This window comes from Novipirellula galeiformis, from assembly GCF_007860095.1.
GTDB classification, from domain to species: domain Bacteria; phylum Planctomycetota; class Planctomycetia; order Pirellulales; family Pirellulaceae; genus Novipirellula; species Novipirellula galeiformis.
This window is the reverse complement of the sequence record NZ_SJPT01000007.1, coordinates 368,420-392,139: the sequence shown is the minus strand read 5'-3', so window position 1 is coordinate 392,139 and position 23,720 is coordinate 368,420. Positions and strand designations below refer to the sequence as shown.

The 23,720-nt window shown below is 52.4% G+C and carries 19 protein-coding genes; all 19 read left to right on the top strand.

The window, feature by feature from the left end; translation table 11 throughout:
- Positions 1-538: 538 nt before the first annotated feature.
- Positions 539-1,120: an acyltransferase gene (locus tag Pla52o_RS19630; protein WP_197169375.1), complete on the top strand. Its 582-nt coding sequence runs from the start codon at positions 539-541 to the stop codon at positions 1,118-1,120.
- A 254-nt stretch (positions 1,121-1,374) separates the two neighbouring features.
- A complete protein-coding gene (locus tag Pla52o_RS19625; protein ID WP_197169374.1) occupies positions 1,375-2,250 on the top strand; it encodes an ABC transporter permease in 876 nt (291 codons plus the stop codon).
- A 60-nt stretch (positions 2,251-2,310) separates the two neighbouring features.
- Positions 2,311-3,468, top strand: a complete 1,158-nt coding sequence (locus Pla52o_RS19620; RefSeq protein WP_146596313.1) for an ABC transporter ATP-binding protein — start codon at positions 2,311-2,313, stop codon at positions 3,466-3,468.
- On the top strand, positions 3,468-4,325 hold the full coding sequence (locus Pla52o_RS19615) for a sulfotransferase domain-containing protein (protein ID WP_146596312.1): 858 nt from the start codon (positions 3,468-3,470) through the stop codon (positions 4,323-4,325). Before Pla52o_RS19620 ends, Pla52o_RS19615 begins: the two co-directional genes overlap by 1 nt.
- An 846-nt stretch (positions 4,326-5,171) precedes the next feature.
- Entirely contained in the window at positions 5,172-6,335 is a 1,164-nt protein-coding gene (locus tag Pla52o_RS19610; protein WP_197169373.1) for an acylneuraminate cytidylyltransferase, read from the top strand.
- Between the two features lie 13 nt (positions 6,336-6,348).
- Positions 6,349-7,257: an N-acetylneuraminate synthase family protein gene (locus Pla52o_RS19605; RefSeq protein WP_146596310.1), complete on the top strand. Its 909-nt coding sequence runs from the start codon at positions 6,349-6,351 to the stop codon at positions 7,255-7,257.
- Positions 7,258-7,285: 28 nt separating this feature from the next.
- A complete protein-coding gene (locus Pla52o_RS19600) occupies positions 7,286-8,233 on the top strand; it encodes a hypothetical protein (protein ID WP_146596309.1) in 948 nt (315 codons plus the stop codon).
- Positions 8,234-8,431: 198 nt separating this feature from the next.
- A complete protein-coding gene (locus Pla52o_RS19595) occupies positions 8,432-9,655 on the top strand; it encodes a glycosyltransferase family 4 protein (protein ID WP_146596308.1) in 1,224 nt (407 codons plus the stop codon).
- Complete coding sequence (locus Pla52o_RS19590; RefSeq protein ID WP_146596307.1) at positions 9,652-9,834, top strand: hypothetical protein; 183 nt, start codon at positions 9,652-9,654, stop codon at positions 9,832-9,834. The genes Pla52o_RS19595 and Pla52o_RS19590 overlap by 4 nt, the downstream gene beginning before the upstream one ends.
- Before the next feature lie 322 nt (positions 9,835-10,156).
- The gene (locus Pla52o_RS19585; protein ID WP_197169372.1) at positions 10,157-11,038 is read left to right on the top strand and encodes a glycosyltransferase; all 882 of its coding nucleotides are present in this window, start codon (positions 10,157-10,159) and stop codon (positions 11,036-11,038) included.
- Between the two features lie 11 nt (positions 11,039-11,049).
- Complete coding sequence (locus Pla52o_RS19580; protein WP_146596305.1) at positions 11,050-11,970, top strand: glycosyltransferase; 921 nt, start codon at positions 11,050-11,052, stop codon at positions 11,968-11,970.
- A 221-nt stretch (positions 11,971-12,191) separates the two neighbouring features.
- Positions 12,192-13,157, top strand: coding sequence for a glycosyltransferase family 4 protein (locus tag Pla52o_RS19575; RefSeq protein WP_390620900.1), 966 nt, complete (start codon positions 12,192-12,194; stop codon positions 13,155-13,157).
- A complete protein-coding gene (locus tag Pla52o_RS19570) occupies positions 13,154-14,320 on the top strand; it encodes a glycosyltransferase family 4 protein (RefSeq protein WP_146596303.1) in 1,167 nt (388 codons plus the stop codon). The genes Pla52o_RS19575 and Pla52o_RS19570 overlap by 4 nt, the downstream gene beginning before the upstream one ends.
- Positions 14,321-14,465: 145 nt before the next feature.
- Entirely contained in the window at positions 14,466-14,825 is a 360-nt protein-coding gene (locus Pla52o_RS27955) for a carbamoyltransferase C-terminal domain-containing protein (protein WP_146596353.1), read from the top strand.
- A 46-nt stretch (positions 14,826-14,871) separates the two neighbouring features.
- The gene (locus Pla52o_RS19560) at positions 14,872-16,083 is read left to right on the top strand and encodes a glycosyltransferase family 4 protein (RefSeq protein ID WP_197169371.1); all 1,212 of its coding nucleotides are present in this window, start codon (positions 14,872-14,874) and stop codon (positions 16,081-16,083) included.
- A gap of 57 nt (positions 16,084-16,140) precedes the next feature.
- Positions 16,141-17,460 (top strand): O-antigen ligase family protein, encoded by a 1,320-nt coding sequence (locus Pla52o_RS19555; RefSeq protein WP_146596301.1) that lies wholly within the window; start codon positions 16,141-16,143, stop codon positions 17,458-17,460.
- 93 nt (positions 17,461-17,553) lie between these two features.
- Positions 17,554-18,666 (top strand): acyltransferase family protein, encoded by a 1,113-nt coding sequence (locus tag Pla52o_RS19550; protein WP_146596300.1) that lies wholly within the window; start codon positions 17,554-17,556, stop codon positions 18,664-18,666.
- A 129-nt stretch (positions 18,667-18,795) separates the two neighbouring features.
- Positions 18,796-21,399 (top strand): RIFT barrel domain-containing protein, encoded by a 2,604-nt coding sequence (locus Pla52o_RS19545; RefSeq protein ID WP_146596299.1) that lies wholly within the window; start codon positions 18,796-18,798, stop codon positions 21,397-21,399.
- A complete protein-coding gene (locus tag Pla52o_RS19540; RefSeq protein WP_146596298.1) occupies positions 21,396-22,568 on the top strand; it encodes a glycosyltransferase in 1,173 nt (390 codons plus the stop codon). Before Pla52o_RS19545 ends, Pla52o_RS19540 begins: the two co-directional genes overlap by 4 nt.
- The last annotated feature ends 1,152 nt before the right edge of the window (positions 22,569-23,720 follow it).

Genomic DNA, 23,720 nt, shown 5'->3' with positions numbered 1-23,720 from the left:
TCAAGCCGGAAGGGGGGCGAGGCACTCCGTTAGTGAGTATCGTCCAGAGTTTTGCTGAAGTGGGGTAGGCGAACGCACCTTAGATACGTTCGCCAGAACGCGGTCCAGCCTGTCGTCAGCTCTTAATCTTAATCTCGTCCGCTCAAGCCGCACCTGGCCCCGGAGCCAAGTCGTGAAGATTAGGATTAAGAGTACGATTAAGATTAAGAAAGAAAAGCGGTGAGGCCGTTTCGTGCGGTTGCACACTGATGTGTTGGGTGGTCAAGAAGACTTGGCTACGCGAACTACAGATCTTCGCTAATCGAACACTAATCGGAAAGCTTGTAGCGACTGACTTAGAAGCGGCTCTGGTCGTCGAAGATTGACGTGGGGCTGGAGCAAGATCCATTACGTAATGACCGCGGAGCGATCAACGACTTTGCAATTGTCAATTTAACTTTTTCAATCTCTCCCCCTCTCCCCCTCTCCTTGTCTCCTTGTCTCCTTGTCTCCTTGTCTCCTTGTCTCCTTGTCTCCCCCTCTTTCTCCCCCCTCTCCCTTGAAGTCCCTACTTAAAACCACAGCCCGTTTGCTCGCGATGCTCGCGATCACGCCGCTGCTGCTGACGCATCAAACGCTCGGCCGGCTCGCCGGTGCGGACGCGTCGCTGGAGTCGCATTCCCAGCTGCTGTCGCTGATCCCAGGAACGGTGGGCAGTTATTTGCGAGTGGCGTTTTATCGGTTTGCGCTGGAGCATTGTGCTGCCTCGGCGACGATCGGTTTTGGAGTGTTGTTTTCTAAGACTGGAGCCAGAGTTGGCGAGAACGTGTACATCGGTCCCCGCTGTATGTTGGGCTGGGTCGATTTGGAAGCAGACGTGTTGTTGGGGCCAGCGGTGCAGATCCCCAGTGGCCCGCAGACGCACGGGATCGAGCGTTTGGACGTTCCCGTTCGGACTCAGCCGGGAAGTCCGCGGCGGGTCACGATCGGCCGCGACAGTTGGATTGGGGCGGGGGCGATCGTGTTGGCCGATGTTGCAGAACAGACCATCGTTGGAGCCGGCAGTATCGTTACAAAACCGCTGGCCGCCCGGTGCGTTGCGGTGGGAAATCCTGCCTGCCCCCTAGTCGAACGCAAGTGAGTGACTAGGCTCAGACGCTCCCGTCGCCGCGAACCCTTTCGGGGGTTCTTGCGGGACTGGATTGCGCGTGGATGACGCGGTTCCGAAACGGGGTTGGCACGGCATTGCAAAAGGCGATTCGAGGGATGGCGGTGCCACCCAAGTGGACGAAGTCCGCGCTGACGTAACGTCTTACTGTCAGGTCTTCTGGCGGACTTGAAACAAAACTAATACAAATGCGATTCGCTTCTCTCACGAATCTTTCGCAACCTTCCATGTCTACATCTGCAACCGCTACGTCTGAATCGCTTCCCGAAGTGGTTTATTCGCCCGAGTCTCCGCTTGCCAATCCCGGCAAGTTAGTCAAGGAGGTTTTTGGTGATTTGTACCGTTGCCGTGAGCTGATTTGGATCCTGTTTCAGCGAGATTTGAAGGCGCAGTTCCGGCAAAGCTATCTGGGATATATCTGGTTGTTTTTGCCGCCGGTGATGACCACGGCCGTGTGGTTGTTTCTTAATAGCCAGCGAGTGATTTCGGTCAGCGACACGGGCATCCCCTATCCCGTGTTTGTGATCGTAGGAAGTGTAGTCTGGCAGACGTTTGTCAAGTTGCTGCAAAGCCCGCTGGTATCCTTCAATGCGGGCAAGCCCGTGTTTATGAAGCTGAAAGTTCCACCGGAGGCGTTCATCGCGGCGGGGACTGCCCGGGCGGTGTTCGAGTTTTTGATTTATTCCGTGGTGCTGATCCCGGTATTTCTGGTGTTCAAAATCGTGCCCCCCTGGACGATTGTCCTGTTGCCGATCGTGCTATTAGCGTTGTTCGCATTGGGTACGGCGCTCGGATTGATGCTAGTCCCGATCGGAAGTCTTTATTCGGACATCCAGCAAGCGATCCCTGTTCTATTAGGATTCTTGATGTACATGGCGCCGGTCGTGTATCCGCCGCCAACGTCGGGATTGGCTGGGATTGTCATTTCATGGAATCCTCTGACCCCGATCTTGATGGGGACCCGTGATTTTCTGACCACGGGCTCGCTTGAGCACCTTGCGCCGGTGTTAATGCTACTGCCCATTTCCTGCTTGATCATCTTCGTTTCCATGCTCGTCATTCGCGTGGTCTTGCCACACCTGATCGCCCGGATGGGAATGTAGGCTTGGATCAAGAGTCGACAAATTTATTGCTTCTCACTTCTTACAACACTTAACTCCCGTATGTCCGAAGTATTGATTCGAGCCGAAAATGTCGGTAAGAAATTTTGCCGAGATCTCAAGAAGAGTCTGTGGTATGGAGTTAAAGATTCTGCGGCGGAACTCTTTTGTAGGGAACAAGCGTCCAAGTTGCGAGACCAAGAATTCTGGGCTAACCAAGGCATTTCTTTTTCTGTAAGCCGCGGAGAGTGTTTAGCACTTATCGGGCATAATGGCGCGGGGAAAACAACTTTACTGAAAGTGATAAGCGGCCTAATCAAACCCGACGAAGGCCGAGTTAGTATCCGTGGACAAGTGAACTCACTAATAGCACTAGGAGCTGGGTTTAATCCCATCCTTACTGCTCGAGAGAATATCTATGTCAACGGAGCAATACTCGGGCTAAGCTCGAAAAAAGTAAATCTTCGAATCGAGGAAATCGTTGAATTTTCCGGACTGAATGACTTCATTGACAGCCCGGTTCGGACGTTGAGTTCTGGGATGAATGTTCGTCTGGGTTTTGCGACGGCAGTTCTCTTAATCAAACCGGACGTCCTACTCGTGGATGAAGTCCTGTCAGTCGGAGATGCTTCATTCCGAGTCAAGTCCATGAATGCCATTCACAATCTACTTGAAACGGCAGCAGTCGTCTTCGTTAGTCACAACGAGCAGTTAGTACGAAGGGCATGCACGACGGCGCTGTTTTTGGAGCAGGGAAAGCTCTTGCACCGTGGGTCTGTCGGCGAGGTTTATGAAGCCTACCATGAAGTATATGAACGAAACTTAAACGCGCCGAGCTCAATGCACACAATCCAGAGCATCAGATTAACAAAGGTGTCAATTGATGAAAAAATCGAAGCAGGTGATTCTCTGACAGTGCAACTCGAATTCGATTCTGAAAAATCGATTTCGGACGTTTATATTCGCATCGCCATTCACTCTGCAGATCACATAATGATCGCGGAATATAACTCGACTCACTACAACGAATACTTCGCAATTACCAAGGGACTCAACAGAATATCACAGGTAATAGAATCCACAAAATTATCGCCAGGCGTATATTGCGTCTCAGTGCTTATGCATCCGGCAAGTGACCCCAGATTTTTAATATGGCTTGATAAGTCACACAAACTGCGAGTAACCGGGCAAATTAACTCGAATGCACCTATTATGCTGTAATGATAAATCATATTAAACGCCAAGTCTCCAAGAAGGTTCGACAGCTTATTCGGGAGGAACGTGAATCAGCCAAACGCGTGAGAGAAGTAATTCACTTCCCGGCTTATCCCAAGACCGGAGGAACATGGCTGAAATTGATGCTAAATTCGTTCTTCTTGCGATTCTATGAATTGGGCGACGCCAATTTGTCAGTTGAGCTGCAGAGTGTGCAGTTGCTCAATCAGTATCTTCCAAAACTTAATTGGACTCATGAAGATTCCTATATTATCACGGAGTCGGGGAACCTGAATAAAAGCCTAACATCAGTTTTTGACGATCGCCCACCGACAACTGATCATGGTAAATGTTTATTGCTCATTCGAGATCCTCGAGATGTCGTTGTCTCATATTTTCATCAAGTTACGAAACGAACGTCATCACCCTTGAGTCTTGAAAGCATCGAAGATTTTGTATTGGATCCAACACTAGGCATAGATCGAGTGCTCGCGTATTACCGAAGGTACCAACGATACTCGCACACGTATCGTCACTTCAAACTGATCCGATATGAGTCCCTTCTCACAAACACTGAAAGAGAATTGGATGGAGTGCTTCGCTTTATTGGGATTCCCGATCCGCCGGAATGCCTGATTCGGGAGATTGTAGATCAGGCACGGCCTGAACAGATGCGAAAGCTGGAGGTTTCAGGTCGAATTGAGGGAATGAATTCGTTTTCCAAGAGTGATGTAGACGCACTCAAAGTGCGAAAAGCAAAGATTGGAACTTATAAAGAAGAACTTTCAGCTGAAGTAATTTGCAGAGTAAATGAACGAATTGCCGAATACAAAGACCCCTTTGGGTACTTAAATGCTCAATAGATTAGCGTCAATTTACAGAGGTTTAGCGCGTCGAAGTAAGCGTGTAGCTATGTCAGCCAACGCTTGAGAATCCCTCACTAAGAAGACGAAGCGGATCACTTAGGTGGGTACTTCGCGATCGGGCAAATTTAGACATGACGTCTCAAGGCATTGAAACTACCAATTTTTGACAATATAGACGTACAGTTCCGAATTAGGATCGATAAACAAATTCCCCTAGCAAGTGGAGCAATTGACACGGCGTACTGATCTCTCGTCGTCGAACATGTTGCAGACGCTGCCACAATTCAATTGTTTCGCGAAACCCACCGCCTGTTGTTATATGGTGGCGTATTTTGCTTGACCTGCCCAAGCATGTCGTTGATACATGAGCGATGGCGACAGAAAGATCAGTAGTTTTTCAATCGCTTTGGTATTAATCGGCATTGTCAGGTGGAAAACATCTGACAACCGTTATTGCATTGCTGTGTTGAAAACGCTTTACCTTGTTCCAGAAGGAACTGCGTCTTTGTCCCGCGACGAAGCAGAGGAAAGATCTCCTGGAAACGACAGTGAGAAAGCATTGGGGGGATATATGCGGATCGCTTCCTTCCGGCCTTAAGGTAGATTTTCATTCCTGGCATTTTAATTGGTGGCCTGCAACGATCTCTGCTTGCTGCTCAGAGAATCAGGGCTTTCTAATGTTGTTCGCTCGGCTTACTTTCAGTCAATCAGCGATTGTATGAGAGGCATACGTCACTTCGATAGGACACGCCCTTGAATGTCGCTTTACATTGAAGCGATTGAATAGCTCTAACCATCCTTCATGCTCATGGAATTAATGCAGGTCTTGTTAGGATGTCAAGTATGAATGCGATAGCAATCATTCCCGCTCGTGGTGGGTCGAAAGGTGTGCCTCGCAAAAATGTTCTTCCGCTCGCCGGCAGGCCGTTGCTCGGATGGACGATTGAGGCGGCAAAAAATGCTGAGTTGGTCGACCGTGTAGTGGTGTCAACGGATAACCCTGAGATAGCGGACGTCGCAACGAAATTCGGGGCCGAAGTCGTGTGGCGGCCTGCGGAACTAAGCGGAGACCTTGTTTCGTCAGAACAGGCGATCCTGCATGCGTTAAATGAACTTGAGGCTTCAGGATTGCCTCCAATCACCGCTTTTCTGCAATGCACAGCACCGCTGATGACTTCCGACGATATTGATGGGACCATTGCTGCAATCGAGCGGCTCGGTGCAGACACATCGGTCGCAGTAGCGGATTTTCATTACTTTGTTTGGAAGACCGACGATCGCGGCGACTTTGTCGGTGTAAATCATGACAAGATGATTCGCAAAATGCGACAGGAGCGAACACCTCAATATATCGAAACAGGCTCCGTCTATGCGATGAAGACCGAAGGGTTTCTCAAGCACCGGCATCGCTTCTTCGGCAAAACGGCTCATTACGTTATGCCACCGGATCGCGTGCTTGAGATCGACGATCCGGTTGATTTCAAAATTGCACAAATGTTGTTGGAAGAAAAACTTAAACGTGTTCGTGCGGATTTGCTGCCCAAGAAGATTGAATTAATCGTTTTTGACTTTGATGGTGTCTTCACCGACGACCGTGTGTTGCTTTCCGAAGACGGTGTGGAATCGGTTGCCTGTTCAAGATCAGACGGAATGGGAATTAAACTCGCTCGCGAAGCTGGAATTCCCATGTTAATCCTTAGCACCGAGCAAAACGAAGTCGTTATGCGGCGCGCTGAAAAGCTGAAACTCGAAGCAATTCACGGGGTCAATGATAAACGCACCACACTCCAGAATCTATTAGATCAACGTAACATTGCTTGGGACAACGTCGTTTACGTCGGTAACGATGTAAACGACGTCGATTGCCTACTCCATGCCGGTTGCGGTGTCGCAGTTGCAAATGCGAATCAGGCCGCCTCGGCAGCGGCCAACATGATTCTTGGACGCAATGGTGGAGACAATGCTGTACGTGAATTGATTGACCTAATCTTAAGCCGCTCAGAATAAAGGATCGTCATTAATGACTGACTTGCAAACCATACAAGCTATTCCCCCGAAGGTGATCGCCGAAATCGGCTGTAATCACAAAGGCGATATGAGTATTGCCAAAGAGATGATTCACGTTGCTGCATACTTCTGCAAAGTCGACGTCATCAAATTTCAGAAGAGAAATCCCGTTGAATTGCTTTCAGGTGAAGAGTACAACCAACCTCACCCGAACCTTATGCATTCCTATGGCGATACCTATGGGAAGCATCGAGAGTTTCTTGAGTTCTCAGTTGAACAGCATCGTCAGCTAAAAGAATGGTGCGATGAAACTGGAGTAGCCTACAGCACGTCTGTGTGGGACATGACTTCAGCGAGGGAAATTACAGCACTGAATCCGTGTTTGATCAAGATACCATCTGCATGCAATCTTTGCTTTGACATGTTGTCATACCTTTGTGAGAATTACGACGGTGAGATTCACCTTTCATTTGGAATGACATCTCGATCGGAAGAACACGAAATTGTTGAGTTTTTTGAATCTAAGCAAGCTTCTAAGCGTTTAGTTCTCTACAGTTGCACATCTGGATACCCGGTTACATTCGAAGACATCTGTCTTTACGAAATCAGCAGACTCCGTGCTGAGTTCGGCGACCGGGTCAAAGCGATTGGATTTTCAGGCCACCATCTGGGGGTCGCCGCCGACGTGGCGGCGATGACACTGGGAGCGCAATGGATCGAGCGTCACTTCACGCTCGATCGGACTTGGAAAGGCACGGATCATGCCGCATCACTTGAACCGGACGGAATGCGACGCTTGGTTCGGGACGTCAGAAACGTAAGCAAAGCTCTGGCATACAAACAAGATGAGTTGCTCGAGTGCGAACAAGAGCAACGTGTGAAGCTGAAGCGAACTGCGACGAGAACCAACGCGGCTCGTTGAATTAGAGTAGCATCGCCTCGAACACGGAATGAACTTGTTTTTTCGCTACGCAAAGAACGCTGCAAAACGCTTTCGCAAACGACTGCTCAGCGACGAGACGCTGGAGATTCATCAACGCGTCGTGTCACTTGAGGCGATGCTCTCGCGGGTCTCAGAAGACATGACGCGTCAACGTCGCGACTTGCGGTGCTTGATGCAGCAATTGGTGCAGCGTCCCAAGCTGCCACTTCCTGACATTCGCGAGGATGGTTATCGCCACGACGAAGTCTTTATTCTGGGTAGTAGCTCAAGCATGCTTGAACTCGACATTGCTCAGAAGAATGCAATCCAAGCGAGTGTGAGCATCTCAATGAATCGATACTTGGTTTTTTGGGATTTGGTTGGGATTTGGCCGAAATACCATTTCCTGGCAGACTCGTTGGGTGTTGGTTGGCAGGTGTTTCGAAAATCACTCGAAACGATACGGTCCAGCGAGTCCCGTGAGCAACCTGTCATGTTGTTAGAATCGGATTTTCAGCTGGCAGTGCCCGTCGAGCTCCCCGCGATTTTTTTTGATCGAGACGATCGAAGCGGAGACCACCGAGAGTTTGCTGAGTCGCTGGATCAGCCGATGTTTTTTCGTCGAGGTAGTCTAACAAGTCTGTTAAACCTCATTTACGTCCTGCGTCTCGCTCCCCGCATCCGACTTGTCGGAGTCGATTTGAATCGACCGGGCACGTTTTTTGAAGCAAAGCAGAGTGATCCGTCTTGGAAACGTTTCTTCAACCCCTGGGATGAGGTCGCAAAGTCACAGGGGGTTCATGCAACCGTTGCTGACATGTCAAAAGCTGGTTGGGGCCAGGGATCGGTTTTGGATGAATTCGGTACGCTTATTGACCATCTCAATCAGCGTGGGGTTTCAGTCAGTTGCACTTCGCCCGATAGTCTTTTGGTTGAAAAAGGGTTCTGCACTTATGATCCCATCTGCACCGATTGACACCAACCTACGATGATCCGCTTTATTGCGGATTTCTGAAAACTAGGTTGAAGCGATACGCTCAATTCGAAGTGCTTTAACACTGCATCGTTGCGCCAGTTCCCGGTCAACGTGACGACTAACGCATCTTGAGTTCTACTCGGTAATCCGATGATTTTTGTGTTTCTTGGCATTTAGGATTTAATCCATCAACTATCCATGATTTGTTTTGCAAATTTTTGCGGGGCTGGAGCCATCAGTGGTGTTAACACTTGGTTTGAAAAAATCGTTCTGAAGCTTCATGGATCGGGAACTGAGGTTTCCGTCTTGCTTCATGGCTTGGATGCGAACGCTCAGAATTCACCGGTGCATCAATCGCTACTTGCCGCTGGCGTTCCGGTGGAATACAAGCGGAAGCCGAAGTTTAGCGAAGACGGTGTGAAAGATACACTTCAGTTTCTTAACCGTTACGGTGCAACGGTTTTCGCGCCCCAATGCTTGCCAGCGTTTTATTACGCGGCTGATATTGCCCGACGTCAGGGTTTGCCGTGGATATACACCATCCATTCCGATGATCCATTCTATTGGGCGATCGCCGAATTGGTTGATCTGACGCATCCACTTGTGCGTACCGTTGGCGTTTCACGTCATGTATTTGAAATCGCGCAAAAAAAGTTTTCTGATGGAGTAGACTACATCCCGTATGGAGTCGACATGGGTGATAAAACTGCAAGTTATCGAGCGGAACCATTTAGGGTGTGTTTTTCCGGTCGCGTTCTTGAAGAACAGAAACGAATCTCGTTGGTGATTCGAACCATGGCAATCGCGTGTCAACAAAGTTCGGAGATCGAATGTGTCGTATTGGGGGACGGTGCTGATCGGAAAAAGTGGGAAGCCAAGTGTTCCGAATTGGGGCTAATAGATCGAGTGCGTTTTTTGGGACGTTTAGACTCAACAAAATTGCGAGATGTTTTAGTTGATACGCAAGCCATTTTACTAATGTCCGACTACGAGGGACTCCCTCTTGCTTTATTGGAGGCAATGTCGATGGGAGTGGTACCTGTCGTGCGTAACATTCCCAGCGGTATTCCCGAGATTGTCAACGACGGAGTGACTGGTTTACTGACGAGTGATGACCCTGACGACGCGGCCACGCAATTAATTCGGTTATCTAGCGACGCGCCGCTTTGGCAAAACTGCTCGACTAATGCCAAGCGACTTATCAGCGATGAGTACCACGATGACGCGTGTTTCAGGAAGTGGGAAACGGTTCTGGCGGTTGCTATGAGTTCTAGTGTCAGTCCACCATCAATACGAATCCCCAAGCGAATTCAGTTGCCTCCCATTTCGCAACATCCCCTTAATCATGATTGTCGAGTACTTTCGAACACCACCCGCTTTCGGAACCAGCTCACTCGTATTTTAACGCGGTTAAGATCTTGAATATTGTCTTAATCAGCGGCATGGAAAGCCATCGTTTGCGTGTTTTGGTAGAGGCTTGGTACGGTGCAGTCGAGATCATGCTCAATCAATTAGTACACCGCGATCCGAAGCGGTGGGAGAACTTGAATTCCGGTGCCAAGAGTGAGAACGTTGCTGGATCATGTGACGCGGATCGCTGAATGATTTTCCTTCAGTTCAATATCAAAATATAATTCAATGGCGAAATTCGCGTTCATAGGTACGATCGCTCGATTTCCGTGGGGAGGTTCGGAAGTTCTGTGGTCTGAAGCTGCTAAGTCGTTGGCTGCCTCAGGACACCAGGTTTATGCAAGTGTCAACGCTTGGCCAGCACCGCGGTCGGCGTTGGAGAGCCTTCGCAGGGAGCGTGTTAGTGTCACTGAGCGAAAAACGCGATCTTCCTCCCTGGTCGATCGTGCCATGAGGAAACTTGCGCGGGCAACCGGTCGAAATCCACACAGTACAGAGCTCGGATGCTGGCTGTTGACACTCCGTCCCGACCTCATCATTGTCTCCTCTGGCGGCGTGATGAGCCTGGAGACAGTGGAGCTAGCCTTGTCAACGGGAATTCCGGTTGCCACGATATCGCAGGCGCATTCAGAACATGATTGGCCGACCGATGATCTTGCCAATCGCTGGCGAAATGCATGGCTTTCCAGTGCCCAGTGCTACTTTGTCTCGCATGCTAATCTACAGCTCGTTGAAACGCAGATCGCATGCGATTTACCCAACGCCACCGTAGTCGCGAATCCTATCCAAGTACCGCGTGATCACCAACCTTGCTGGCCCGAAGATCCGCCAGAATCCGATTATCAGCTTGCTAACGTTGCCCGGCTTCACCCACCCTCAAAGGGCCAGGATATTTTACTGAAGACTCTTTCGATTCCAAAGTGGCGAGAAAGACCTATTCATGTAAATATCTATGGATCGGGTCCGATGGAAGGAACGCTTAAAATGCTGACGGAGGTGTACGAGCTTTGCTCCCGAGTTACATTTCACGGACACGTACAAAACGTGTCCGAAATTTGGCGTCAGAATCACCTGTTGCTTCTGCCTTCTCGATACGAAGGACTTCCCCTTGCTTTGGTCGAGGCTATGCTTTGCGGTCGCCCTGCGGTCGTTACCGATGTGGCCGGGAACGGCGAGGTTGTCACTGACGAGGTTACGGGGTTTCTGGCTGATGCGCCAACTGTCAAGCTATTTGATCGAGCACTGGAGTCAGCGTGGAACCGACGTGAGGATTGGCAGCAGATGGGCAGGCTCGCGAGGGATGCCGCACTAGAGTATCTCCCGAAACAACCTGCGGATTTGTTTGCATCACATTTGGCCAATCTTGTGATTTCCCACTCTAACGCAAGAAGTTGAACTGAGTTAGCATGCATGTAACCGTTGCGATCTGTACGTGGAATCGCGCCGCGTTGTTGGACAAGACGCTGGATGCGATGACCCGCCTGAAAATTCCGCCGGGCGTTAAATGGGAACTGTTGGTTGTCAACAATAACTGCACCGACAACACCGATGACGTGATCGAAGGTTTTCACGATCGGTTGCCCATCCGCAGACTGTTTGAACCTGTCGCCGGGCAATCGCGGGCGCGTAATTGTGCGATCGAGCAAGCCACCGGCAAACTTCTCATATGGACCGATGACGACGTGTTGGTATCGCCGGGGTGGTTGGCCGGTTACATGCGAGCAGCCGAAAATTTCCCGGATTTTTCGGTGTTCGGTGGCAGGGTGGATCCGTTGTGGGAAGTCGATCCCCCTGCGTGGATTCTTCGACACTTGCCAAGCTTGACTTCGACGTTTGCGCTCCGACAACTTGGTGAAGGCATTTTCGAATTCAATGAAAACGACATCCCGATCGGCGCCAACATGGCGATGCGCCAGTCCATTTATTCGCAGTATCGTTTCGATCCACGTTTGGGCAATGCTGGCAACAATAATCTTCGCGGCGACGACGCTGAGTATCTGCGACGTCTGGAAAAGGATGGGATGCGGTTTTTGTGGGTGTCCCCGGCTGCAGTGCAACACTTTGTGCCCGCCACTCGGTTGAATCTGAACTATGTTTGGGATTGGTACGAAGGTGCGGGGCGATCGACCATGCTCCGTGAACATGTGCCCCCTGCTGGAGGCTTTTTTCGCATACCCAAATGGCTAATCGCGAGGTATCTACGTTGCCGGAGTATGGCCATTATCAGGTCCACAATAAAGGATGAACGGTGGTTCGAAGCCTACCGCATCGCGGCAATGACCCGTGGAATGATGCGGCATCACGTTCATGGTAAGCCCGCATGTTAGGGCCGATTGCGGTTTGTGTCGGCGCGTTCCCAACTACTACCGAAACCTTCGTTGTACGCGAGCTTATGGCGCTGCGGCAGCGCGGCTGGGACGTGCGGTTGGTCATTCAACACTCTAATTCCCCTAACCAATCGGGGCTGTTTCACGAATCGATTGATGGGGTTACATTCCCAACGATAGCACTTCCAGTCCGGCAAAGTCCGATGGCTCCACTTCGGTTCGTGACTAATCGACGGTTGCGTCTCGCTGCCAATGTGGGACGTTACGGACGGCGATTAGCGATCCGCCGCACGGGCTATTTTGGTTCCTTGTTAAGCGAACCGTTGATCGCTGAATGCCGACTGATTCACTGCCATTTTGTTCAGTGGGGGCTTGAGGTAGGTGAAGGGTTGTCCGGCCTACTAAACGTGCCGCTAACTGTGATTGCGCATGACGGACATCTGAAACAATACTCGGTGGACGAACTCCGTTCGCTACAGGCAACAACCTCCAGGATTTTCTGCGTGTCCAATGCCTGGAAGGAATATTGGCAACAAGCCACGGAGCAAAGCGACGGACTATGTCTGTTGCGAAATGGGGTCGACATTCCCACAGACCTCGCCCGACCATTCTCTCGTTCCCAATCGCCGATTCGGCTGCTAACGGTCGGCTCTTTGTCGGAACTCAAGCAAACTGCTTTGGTCGTTGACGCGATGAGCGAACTGGTGTCACGAGGGCATTCGGTCCAACTTGAAGTGATCGGCGATGGGCCTTGCCGAGACGCGTTGCAGCAACAAGTGCGAAGGCTCGCGTTGGAAGACTGCGTTCGACTCCGAGGTGCGTTGTCACATACGTTGGTGCTTGAGAGGATGTTGGCTTCCGATATATTTGTGCATGCCAGTGAGCGAGAGTCGTTTGGTTTGGTGGTCGCCGAAGCAATGGCAGCAGGGTTGCCCGTCGTCTGCAGCGACACCGATGGCCCGCGTGAAATCGTAGCTCCCGGCATTACAGGGTGGCTGTTTCCCATCGGAGAAGCTACGACGCTGGCAGCCAGGATTCTGCAATTGATCGAATTCCCGCAGCAGGCAGCCGAGATGGGGCGACAAGGACGGGAACGGGTTCGAGCGCAATTCAATTGGGACAGTCGGATAGACAACTTGCATAACCAACTTTACGAACTGACTCATCCTGCTTCGCTGAAGACATGAATTTGAAATCACACTCCATCCTGTTGTTATCTAATTCGTCGAACTTGGGCGGGGGTGAGCGAAGCTTGTTGTTGATCGCGCAGGGACTGATCCGACGCAACTGGAAGGTACACGTAGCCGTACCTGCTTCGGGTCGTATGACCGCGGAACTGACTGCAGCGGAAATCCCCCATACGGTCGTTCCCTATGCGTTACACAGTTGGAAGAAACCGTTCCGATTTCTATTAGATCTGCGGCGATGGAGTCGCATATTCAAAGGCATCTCTTGCGACTTAATCCATGCGAACGATATTTCGACAGCGCGAAGTTTAGCCTATTCCGCGCGACAATTTCGCCTCCCCTTGCTGTGCCATATTCGATATCCGCCGGAATCTAGCTATGTCGATTGGGCGTTCCGTGGTGTGCCACGGCCCAACGCATTTGTCTTTAATAGTCATGCAATGAAGGCTGAACTAGGTTCGCTAATAATGTCGGCCTGTCCGCGTGTGCGGCAGATTGTGCTTCACAACGCTGTCGACACGGAAAATTTCCATCCACCTTCGCAAGATACGCATAACGATCGACCGATCGTCGCCATCTTGGCGAATTTAGTTCCTGTGAAAGGACATGATGACTTTCTGGCGATGGCAATGCATCTTTGTCAGCGTGGATATAAATGTCGGTACTGGATCATCGGCGAGGATGTTTTTCGAACCGGCGCCGACCAGCAACTTCGGCAAAAGGCAGCCGAACTTGGGATCGGGTCCCACGTAGAGTTTCTGGGGCATGTCCGTGATGTGCCTAACACGCTTCGCCGGATCGATATATTGGTATGTCCTTCCACAGTGGAAACGTTCGGGCGTTGCTTGATTGAGGCAATGGCATGCGGAAAACCAGTGGTGGCTACTCGGGTAGGGGGCATCCCCGAGGTGGTGGACGACTCGGTTACAGGTATATTGGTGGCGCCTCGCGAACCACGGCAGTTGGCGGACGCCGTAGAAAGCCTACTTACCGATCGTGACCGTTCCGAAGAGATGGGGCGTGCCGGACGACGAAGTGTCGTCGCGAATTTTAGCGAGCAGGTGCATGTCGACAAATTGATTACGATCTACGAACAATTCTTGGGGGGCCGTTGTCTGCCATCTAATGGCGATGAGTGCGAGTCGACTTCAATGTCAACTTGATACTCGAAACGCTCCACACCGAAGTGGAGTGGGATTGGTCATCAGGTTATCCGACGAAAAGAAACCGTGCCAGCGACATCGAAGGTCTGACGGAGGTCTAAAAGTCGTATGATCGGTTTAGCGTCTATTACACGTACTTTCGTGAATCATCCAGTTTTCAACATCGATCACGCTGCGGCGATTATCACATAACTGCGCGTGCTGCCCCGCAGCGGTCCACGCGGATGGCACCGTACGGCCTCAATTAGTGACGACCGAGTCTAATCCGAGTTTCCATCAAATCGTGACAGACGACGAGAGACGAACGGGGATTTCGGTCCTTGTCAACATGAGTTTCAGCATGCACGAGGAGCCAATTAACGATTCGCCTCAGGGGGCTGTGCAGGCGTTCGTGTTGGGTAACACCGATTATTTGCCTGCCAGTAATTTCCTGGTTCCTCACCTTCAAAGAGCGAAAGGTGCGCCGGCCAAGATTCACGATGTGGTTCGCTTGGGTGCAGCATGATATTTGGTTAGACCGTTGCGGAATCTTAAACAATATCATTCCTTTCATGATGAGAACTAGCAAGTTGGCTTCGACTGGTAATACCGATAAAACACCAAAACACCTCAGCTTGGTTTTGAGCGAAGTGTTTCCGCCTCAAAACGGTGGCAGTGGTAAATGGCTTTGGGAAATTTATCGCCGGCAAACTCCCCACTCCTACATCATGGCGGTCGGCGACTCTCACGGTTGTGATACACGCGACAAAGAGTATCCACAAGTCATTGAACGTCTCGATCTTTCGATGCCATTTCGAGGGATTGCAGCGTGGAGCAGCGTGCGAAAGTACACGCAACAGATTCGTAAAGTTGCAAAACTGGCTCGTCATCACCGCGTATCGTCGCTTCACGCAGCGAGACCATTGTCCGAAGGGCTGGTGTGTCGTGCCGTGAAAGCAATGACGGGCATTCCCTATCTCTGTTATGTCCACGGCGAAGACGTCAATATCGCGATGACGAGTCGCGAATTGCAAATGCTAACCCGGTCGGTCCTTCATCATTGCCAGCGTGTGATCGCGAATTCAACTTTCACACGCGATCTGTTACTGAACGAATGGAAGTTGGATCCGAACTCCGTCGTACTGATGAATCCTGGCGTCGACACATCCTACTTTACGCCGCGCCCGGCAGATCAACCCAACTGGAGAGCTCATTGGGAAGGGAAGTTCGTGATGCTGACCGTGGGGCGGCTACAGGAACGCAAAGGGCACGATATGGTCATTCGGGCGATTCCTAAGATTCGCGAACGTATCCCTGAGATACACTATGCGATCGTGGGAGGCGGACAGGATCGCGCGCGGTTAGAACGTTTGTGCCGTGAATTGAACGTGACGGACCACGTCGAGTTTGTCGGTGAAGTTGATGACAAAAGCCTTCTAAGGTGTTACCAGGACTGCGACCTTTTCGTACTCGCCAACCGCGATGTGGGGCGAGACGTCGAAGGGTTTGGCATCGTACTGCTTGAAGCTCAAGCATGCGGAAAACCTGTGCTCGCCGGTGACAGTGGTGGTACTCGTGATACGCTTCGACCCAACGAGTCTGGATTCTTGGTTGATTGCGTCGCCCCCGAACCGCTTGCAAACGTGATCTGCGAACGTTTTTCCAGCCCCAGCGAGCGAGCTGCGTTCGGGCTAGCGGGGCGAGCGTTTGTGTCCAAGACTTTTGATTGGTCGATCCTAGGAACACAAGCCCAAAAACTGTTCAACGAGTTAAATGGGCGTTAGATTCGACGGTTTGATGCCAGATGAGGATAGACGGATCGCAATGATAGACACCGTAAAATGCTAGGCCCTCTTTTCGTTTATTGCCTGTTAGGAATCGTCTGCATCGTGGCGTTTTTTAAGCCTGCGATTGGAGTCATTGGCTTTTATGGCTTTGTCCTGCTCGATCCAGGCTGGAACTGGCGCTGGTCGCTGGAGCAGGGGACTCCCTACCAAAAGTACATCTTTGTCTGCTTGGCACTCGCCTTTGCGCTGCGTGGTTTCCGAACGCAACGATTTGCGAAGTTAGCGAAATTCGGAGTGGTGGCGCTGCTGTTTTTCTTGGGGCTGTGTTTCGTGAGCGCTCAGCAAAGCATTGCTCCGGCAGCGACCGAGTTCTTTATGAGCTATGCCTGGAAAGTGGTCCTTGTGGTGGTGTTGGCGATTTGCGTGCTCGATAACCCAAAGCATATCACGACGCTATTGATCGTGGCGGTGTTGGCCCAGGCGTACAACGCCTACCAAATTAACTTGGAATATTTCCAGCTTGGAATCTCTCGATATGCGCAACGCCCGTGGGGCAGCATGGGCGTTGACAATAACGGCTACTCCATCATCACAGTTCCTGTCTTGGCGGCCTCGTTCGCATTAGGATTGTGGGAGCAGATGGGATGGAAAAAATTCCTCTACCTGGGCATTTCGCTGTTACAAATTCACCAAATCATGTTGCTTGAGTCGCGGGGCTGTATGATCGCCGCGGTGTTGTTAGCAATGATCGCGATTTGGTACATGCCACGCCGCGATGGTAACGTGCGTTTGATCGCGGCGGTTGCGGTCATGACCGTATTGTTGGCGGGACCCTCGGTTGTCGCTGAATTTAGTTCCTCGTTTGCCTCAAAGGATGAACGCGATTCTTCGGCCGAAAGCCGTTTCTATCTTTGGCAGGCGGGGTATCGCATTACGATGGATTATCCCGTCTTCGGCGTAGGGCCGAACGCGGCGCGGTCACTCGTTCCTTTGCCCGAGTACTACGATGGTGGACTCGATCTCAACAATAAAGCACTGCACAATTTGTTCTTTGATGTCTCCACGGGGATGGGGATCCCGGCGGCGCTGATCTACTTCAGCTTCCTGTTGGTCCCGGTTGTCTATTGTTGGCGCACCTATCGTCGCCACGACGATCGGTCGGATTTAGGCGCAGCTCGGTTAGCGGTGGTAGCGGGAATGCCCGCCTACTTACTGGCCAGCATGTTTTCGAGCGGAGTGTTGTTTGAATCGTGCTACATCTTGGCGATCGTCGGCTATTGCACGATGAACATTGATCTTGCGAACGCGGACTCGGAGAGCGAGGATCTCGACGCGGAAGAGAACGATGACAACGTTCCGGACTTGGTGGCGTGAACACAAGTGAAATCGGGCAAATGACATCTCGGATCCACCGACTTGGATTGCCGGTTCTGTATCGATCGATCACGGTTTTAGACTCCGCTAATCATGCGTAACGGTTTCCTCGATTTCTTGCGAGCCTTGGCGATTGTGTTGGTCGTCAATTGCCACATCGCTTCGACCATCCGGTTTCAGGATGCATCGGTCAACTCCACTTTTCTGCGCTCGCTGGGAGTGGGGGGACATGGGGTCGATCTGTTCTTTGTCCTCAGTGGATGGTTACTGGGAGGATTGCTGTTTCGCGAATTGAAAACGACGGGAACGATCCGGCTGGGACGCTTTTACGGTCGGCGCTGGCTGCGAACGTTGCCCGCTTATTTCGCGATCCTGTTGTTCACGCTCGCGCAGCGTGGCATGAACGGAAATCTTGAACTGATTGATTCGAGCTATTTTGTTTTCCTGCAAACGTACGCATTTGATAAAACACTGTTTTTTGGCGTCAGTTGGTCGTTATGCGTCGAAGAGCATTTTTACTTGATCATCGCGCCGCTGTTGCTGTGGTTTGGCTCATGCCGCCGGGGTGCAATGCTGGTGATTGCTACTTTGTTGATCCTACCGCTGATGTTTCGCGGATTGGGCTGGTATGGATCGGGCACTCAGACGCATGTTCGCATCGATCAATGTGCGGCGGGCGTAGGGCTCGCCTTGCTAAGCACCCACGCCACGCTGGTTTGGCATCGGCTACAGCGGTTTGTGCCTCTGGCCGCGGCCGTCGGGCTAGCGGCTTTTCTGGGCGCCATGATCGCCCGTGGAACGGACAGCGGCATTGAGTTTCCCTTGATCGCCTACACGCTCATTTTTGCCTCGTGGGTCAGTCTGTCGGATCACAGCGATTTTTGGCGTCGGTTCGGCCGCTCGCAGCCGCTGATTGGTTATTTGGCAACCCGTTCCTATGCGGTCTACCTGGTTCATATCGAAGCGATTGCGATCGCGAATCGCTTAGGATTTGAATCTAAGCTGATGTTTACTTTCGCGATTTGGGTTCTCTCTCTGCTGTTGGCAGAGTTGCTCTACCGCTTGGTTGAGCTGCCGGGAATGACGCTGCGTGAGCAAATACCTTCCTTGCGATCTAAAACGGCAGAGACAGCGGCCGCGATGAAGCTCGCTACGCCGGCCACGACTGAACTGGGACCGCTCGAAACGGATGCTTCGACAACTTAGTGTCTGCCAAATCCGTGATCTTCAAAACAGAATGCGACTTCGTACACGCTGCGAGCTCGACACTCACAAGAGTTTGTTTTCCCGACATTTCTTACTTATTGTTTCACCTGAGTGATTAAGAATTCTCCCGTGCGCCTTCACGCGATCGATCATGGTCCAGTCCACTCCGCCTTCCAAACCGGCACCGTTCCGGTTCGAGTGGGGGTACCGTTTGCTCAGGGACAAGGCGAGTCGTTAGCATCCATTCATGTCGTGGATGCCGATGGGTCGCGACCAACGGTCCAGCGAAGCCCACTGGCGTTCTGGCCAGATGGATCGGTCCGCTGGTGCTTGCTGGAATTCGCCAGTGATTCACTAACGTCACTCAGCGTGGTCACGGATCCTACGATCCTCGATGACGTACCGAGTCCCTCATGCGAACCGGTGATTTCGTTGCCGGTTGCCGGTGATTCGATGGATGACGGAACGAGCATTCGGCTTGCCCACCGCGATCTCGGGACACATGCGTCGCTCGAAATAAAGATGACGCACGAAAATCGCGAATTCCGCGCGGTTGTACCCTCGGCGAAAACAATCGATTCCGGACCCGTTCGCTGGGCACAACAGTGGGAACTAAGCTTTGAATCGGGCGAGCACAGGTCACCTTTACTTGCCAATTTGATCGCGAACTCCTACGCCCACGATTCCGTGGTGACCTTTGAATTGGTGGTCCAAAATCCGCAAGCGATGGATCATCCCGGCGGCAATTGGGATCTTGGCTCCGAGGGCTCGATCGTCATCGATGATCTGTCGGTCCATTTCTCATTTCCCGAGGGTGAACGGGGCACTGATTTGTCGCTGGAACTTGGCGATGTCGATACCACGATCACGGCGCAAAAACAGCTCTCGATCTTTCAAGCCTCTAGCGGCGGTGAAAACTGGAACAGCAGCAACCACGTCGACCGAAACGGCTCGGTGCCGCTGGAGTTTCGTGGCTACAAGGTGGTCGCCGATGACGAGCTCCACAGCGGACTGCGCGCCGAGCCGGTGTTGCGATGCCACAATGCAGCGGTCCAGTACTCGGTCGCCTATCGCGACTTTTGGCAAAATTTTCCCTCGGCGCTTTCAAGCGATGGCAATCGCCTGCGTGTGGGTCTGTTTCCCGCCGAGGCCAAGGGAGGGCACGAGTTGCAAGGAGGCGAGCAGAAAACGTTTCAGTTCGCCTTTGAAATGAAATCAGTTGACGCACCGTCGACTATTGTTGCGGTTTTGAATCCACCGTTGATCCGGCTATCGCCTGAGGATTACGCTCGCGCCGGTGCGCTGCCCTACTTGATGCCGCGCTCCGACCGGAGTGACCCGCGTTACGAATCTCTGGTCGATCTTGCCATTGAGGGCGAGGATACGTTTGCCATCAAAAATGAGAAAATCGACCAGTTCGGCTGGCGCCACTTTGGGGATCTGTACGGCGATCATGAAGCGGTCGACCACCGTGGCGAGTCACCGATGATCTCGCACTACAACAATCAATACGATTGCACGCTTGGCTTCGCGATCCAGTTCCTGCGCAGTGGAGATGAACGTTGGTTTGAACTGATGACTCAAATGGCCGACCATGCTTGGGACATCGATACCTATCACACCGAAGATGACAAGCTGCTCTATAACGGCGGACTGTTTTGGCACACTTACCATTACGCCGATGCGCATACGGCGACTCATCGCAGCTATCCGAAACGGCTTCGCATTTCGCAATCATTCGACGGCGGGCAAGATCTCGAAGAGCTCGGCGAAACAGGCGAAAAGCTGGCGAAGAACTATGCGATCGGGGGCGGACCCGCGGCGTCGCATAACTACAGCACCGGTTGGATGGTCGCCTACTATCTGACTGGCACGCAGCGCTATCGCACCGCCGCGATCAATGCGGCCGACTATGTGATGCGAATCGACGATGGCCGCAAGACGCCCTTCAAATGGCTCTCACGCGGCGACACAGGCTATTCCACGTGCAGCGCGGATGGTTATTACGGCCCTGGACGCGCCGCGGCGAACTCGACCCACGCGTTGCTGACCGGTCACGAGTTGACCGGGGAAACAAAGTATCTCGATCGTGCGGCGTTGCTGATGCGACGCACCGTGCATCCAAATCAAAATTTAGAAAAGCTTGACTTGTTGAATGCCGAGTTGCGTTGGTTCTACACGATGTACTTGCAAGCCTTGGGGCGGTTTGTTGATTACAAGGATTCCCTCGGTCAACGCGACGATGATTTCCAATATGGCGTTGCCACCCTTTTGCATTACGCAAATTGGATGTCCGAGCATGAGCGTCCAACCCTATCGCGACCGGACGAATTGCAATACCCGAATGAAACATGGGCCGCACAGGATATGCGTAAGTGGCATGTGCTGCAGCATGCGGCGCAGTACGAAGGGGAAGCAAAAAAACGCGAGCGGATCCAAGCGAAGGCAGGTTTTTTCTACGACGACGTTTGTGATTCGCTATCCACATTCAAGACGCGTTCTCTGTGCCGGCCTGTGGTGCTGATGTTGAACTTTGGTTGGCAACGCGACTGGTTTCGGAGGCACTCGGATCACACACGTCTTGATTCGCCTCTAAGTAAGGACTTTGGCGAACCGCAAATGTTTGTTCCGCAGCGACAGATTGCGATCGGGCGTTTCAAAAAGTTGGTCGTTGCCGGTGTCGCCGTATTTTCGCTGATCGTGATCGTCGCCGTGGTTCTGCTTGTATCGTGAACCGACTGCTTGTCTTTTCGGATGATTGGGGGCGGCATCCGAGTAGTTGCCAGCACCTGATCTCGCAGCTCTTGCCCACGATCGAGGTGACCTGGGTCAATACGATCGGCATGCGTCCGCCACGACTGGACCGGCTCACGCTGAGCCGCGGCGCCGGCAAACTGCGCGAGTGGGCGGCCATGCATCGCGAAGACACTGCCGCCGAACTCCCTACGAACTTGACGCTCCGCAGTCCGCGGATGTGGCCTTGGATGTCCCACCGCTGGGATCGGGCCCTGAACGCGCGATTGCTCTCGCGGCAATTGCACGACGATGCTCAGGATGCGATCGCGATCACGACGATCCCAATCACGGCCGACTTGATCGGCCGCTTACCGGTCCGCCGCTGGGTCTACTACTGCGTCGATGACTTCTCGGTCTGGCCGGGCCTCTCAGCCGCGGCGATGCGCGAGATGGAACAAACGTTGATCGCGGGCGTCGACCGGGTGGTGGCGGTCAGCGATCCATTGGCGGCGGCGATCCGGCCGCGGCATGCCCACGTCAGCGTGTTGACGCATGGCGTCGACTCGTCATTCTGGGCCCATCCGACCTGTGCTCCTCCTGCGGCAATCGAGCACTTGCCCACTCCTTTGGCCGTGTTTTGGGGCGTGGTCGATCGGCGGATGAATGCCGATTGGGTGCTCGGCTTGGCCGATGCGCTGCGGGATCGGGGCGCGGCCGGGACGATCGTACTGGCCGGGCCGCAGCAAGATCCGGATCCTCGCTTGCTCACGCACCCGCGGATTGCCGCGATCGGACCATTGGCGTTTGAGCAATTGCCGGCGCTGGCCCAGGCGGCACGGGTGTTGATCATGCCGTACGCCGATTTGCCCGTCACGCGGGCGATGCAGCCGCTGAAGCTAAAAGAATACTTGGCGACGATGCTGCCGGTCGTCGCAGCGGATTTGCCCGCCGTCGTGCCTTGGCAAGATTGTCTGAAGATGGTTGACGACGAAGCCTCATTTGTCGCCGCCACGTTGGACTGGATGATGGGTAATGAGCAGACCGGTGATGCGAGTCGCGATTCCGACCCACTCACGCAACTGGATCGCCGGCGGCAGCGGTTGGCTAGTGAAGATTGGCAATCCAAGGCGGAGCGGTTCGGCGAATACGTTTTCGCATCCGCATAAGCTCGTTGGCCTTCAACCGTAGCTACGTTCGCCAGAACGTGGTCCACCCCGTCGTCAGCTCCTAATCTTAATCCCGTCCGCGCATGCCACACCTGGACCCGGAGCCAAGTCGTGAAGATTAGGATTAAGATTAAGATTAAGATTAAGATTAAGATTAAGATTAAGATTAAGATTAAGATTAAGAAACCAAAGGGATGCGACGGTTTCGTGCGGTTGCACGCTGATGTGTTGAGTGGTCAAGAAGACTTGGCTGCGCGAACACTGATCTTCGCTAATCGAACACTAATCGGAATGCTTGTAGCGGATGACTCGGCCGTCGAAGATTGACGTGGGCCTTCAACCGTAGCTACGTTCGCCAGAACGTGGTCGCCCCGGTCGTCAGCTCCTAATCTTACTCCCGTCCGCGCAAGCCACACCTGGACCCGGAGCCAAGTCGTGAAGATTAGGATTAAGAGTAGGATTAAGATTAAGAAACAAAAGGGATGCGGCAGTTTCGTGCGGTTGCACACTGATGTGTTGGGTGGTTAAGAAGACTTGGCTTCGCGAACACTGATCTTCGCTAATTGAACACTAATCGGAAGGCATGTAGCGGATGACTCGGCCGTCGAAGATTGACGAGGGCCTTCAACCGTAGCTACGTTCGCCAGAACGTGGTCCACCCCGTCGTCAACTCCTAATCTTACTCCCGTCCGCGCAAGCCACACCTGGACTGGAGCCAAGTCGTGAAGATTAAGATTAAGGATGAAAAGCGACGAGACCGTTTCGATTAAGAGGACACTGTTTACCCACAATTCATCAGTGGCACAGCGGCGTGAATTACAGGCTGAACGTTCTTTTTCTCCAAACACCTCGCTTTTTAAAAGGTTAGCGCTCGTGGTGTGGGGGGACGCGACCGATGCCCTGTTTTGACAGGAAGATAAAGCCCAATCAGGTGCTCGGTATTCCCATTTTTCTGTTCATCTTCGGGCCCGGGGGATTGTCTGGCTGCGGCTCGGGATTCCTATTGGCGCTCATTCGCGTCATTCGCGGGCCCACTTCGGCCGGGGGTTTTGCCCGCGAATGAACGCGAATGTTGTGTCACAGCTAGGAGTTAGGGTCGAGCGTCGTGGACGAGGCAACGAGTCCATGGCAAAAAACAAAAAAACAGGGACT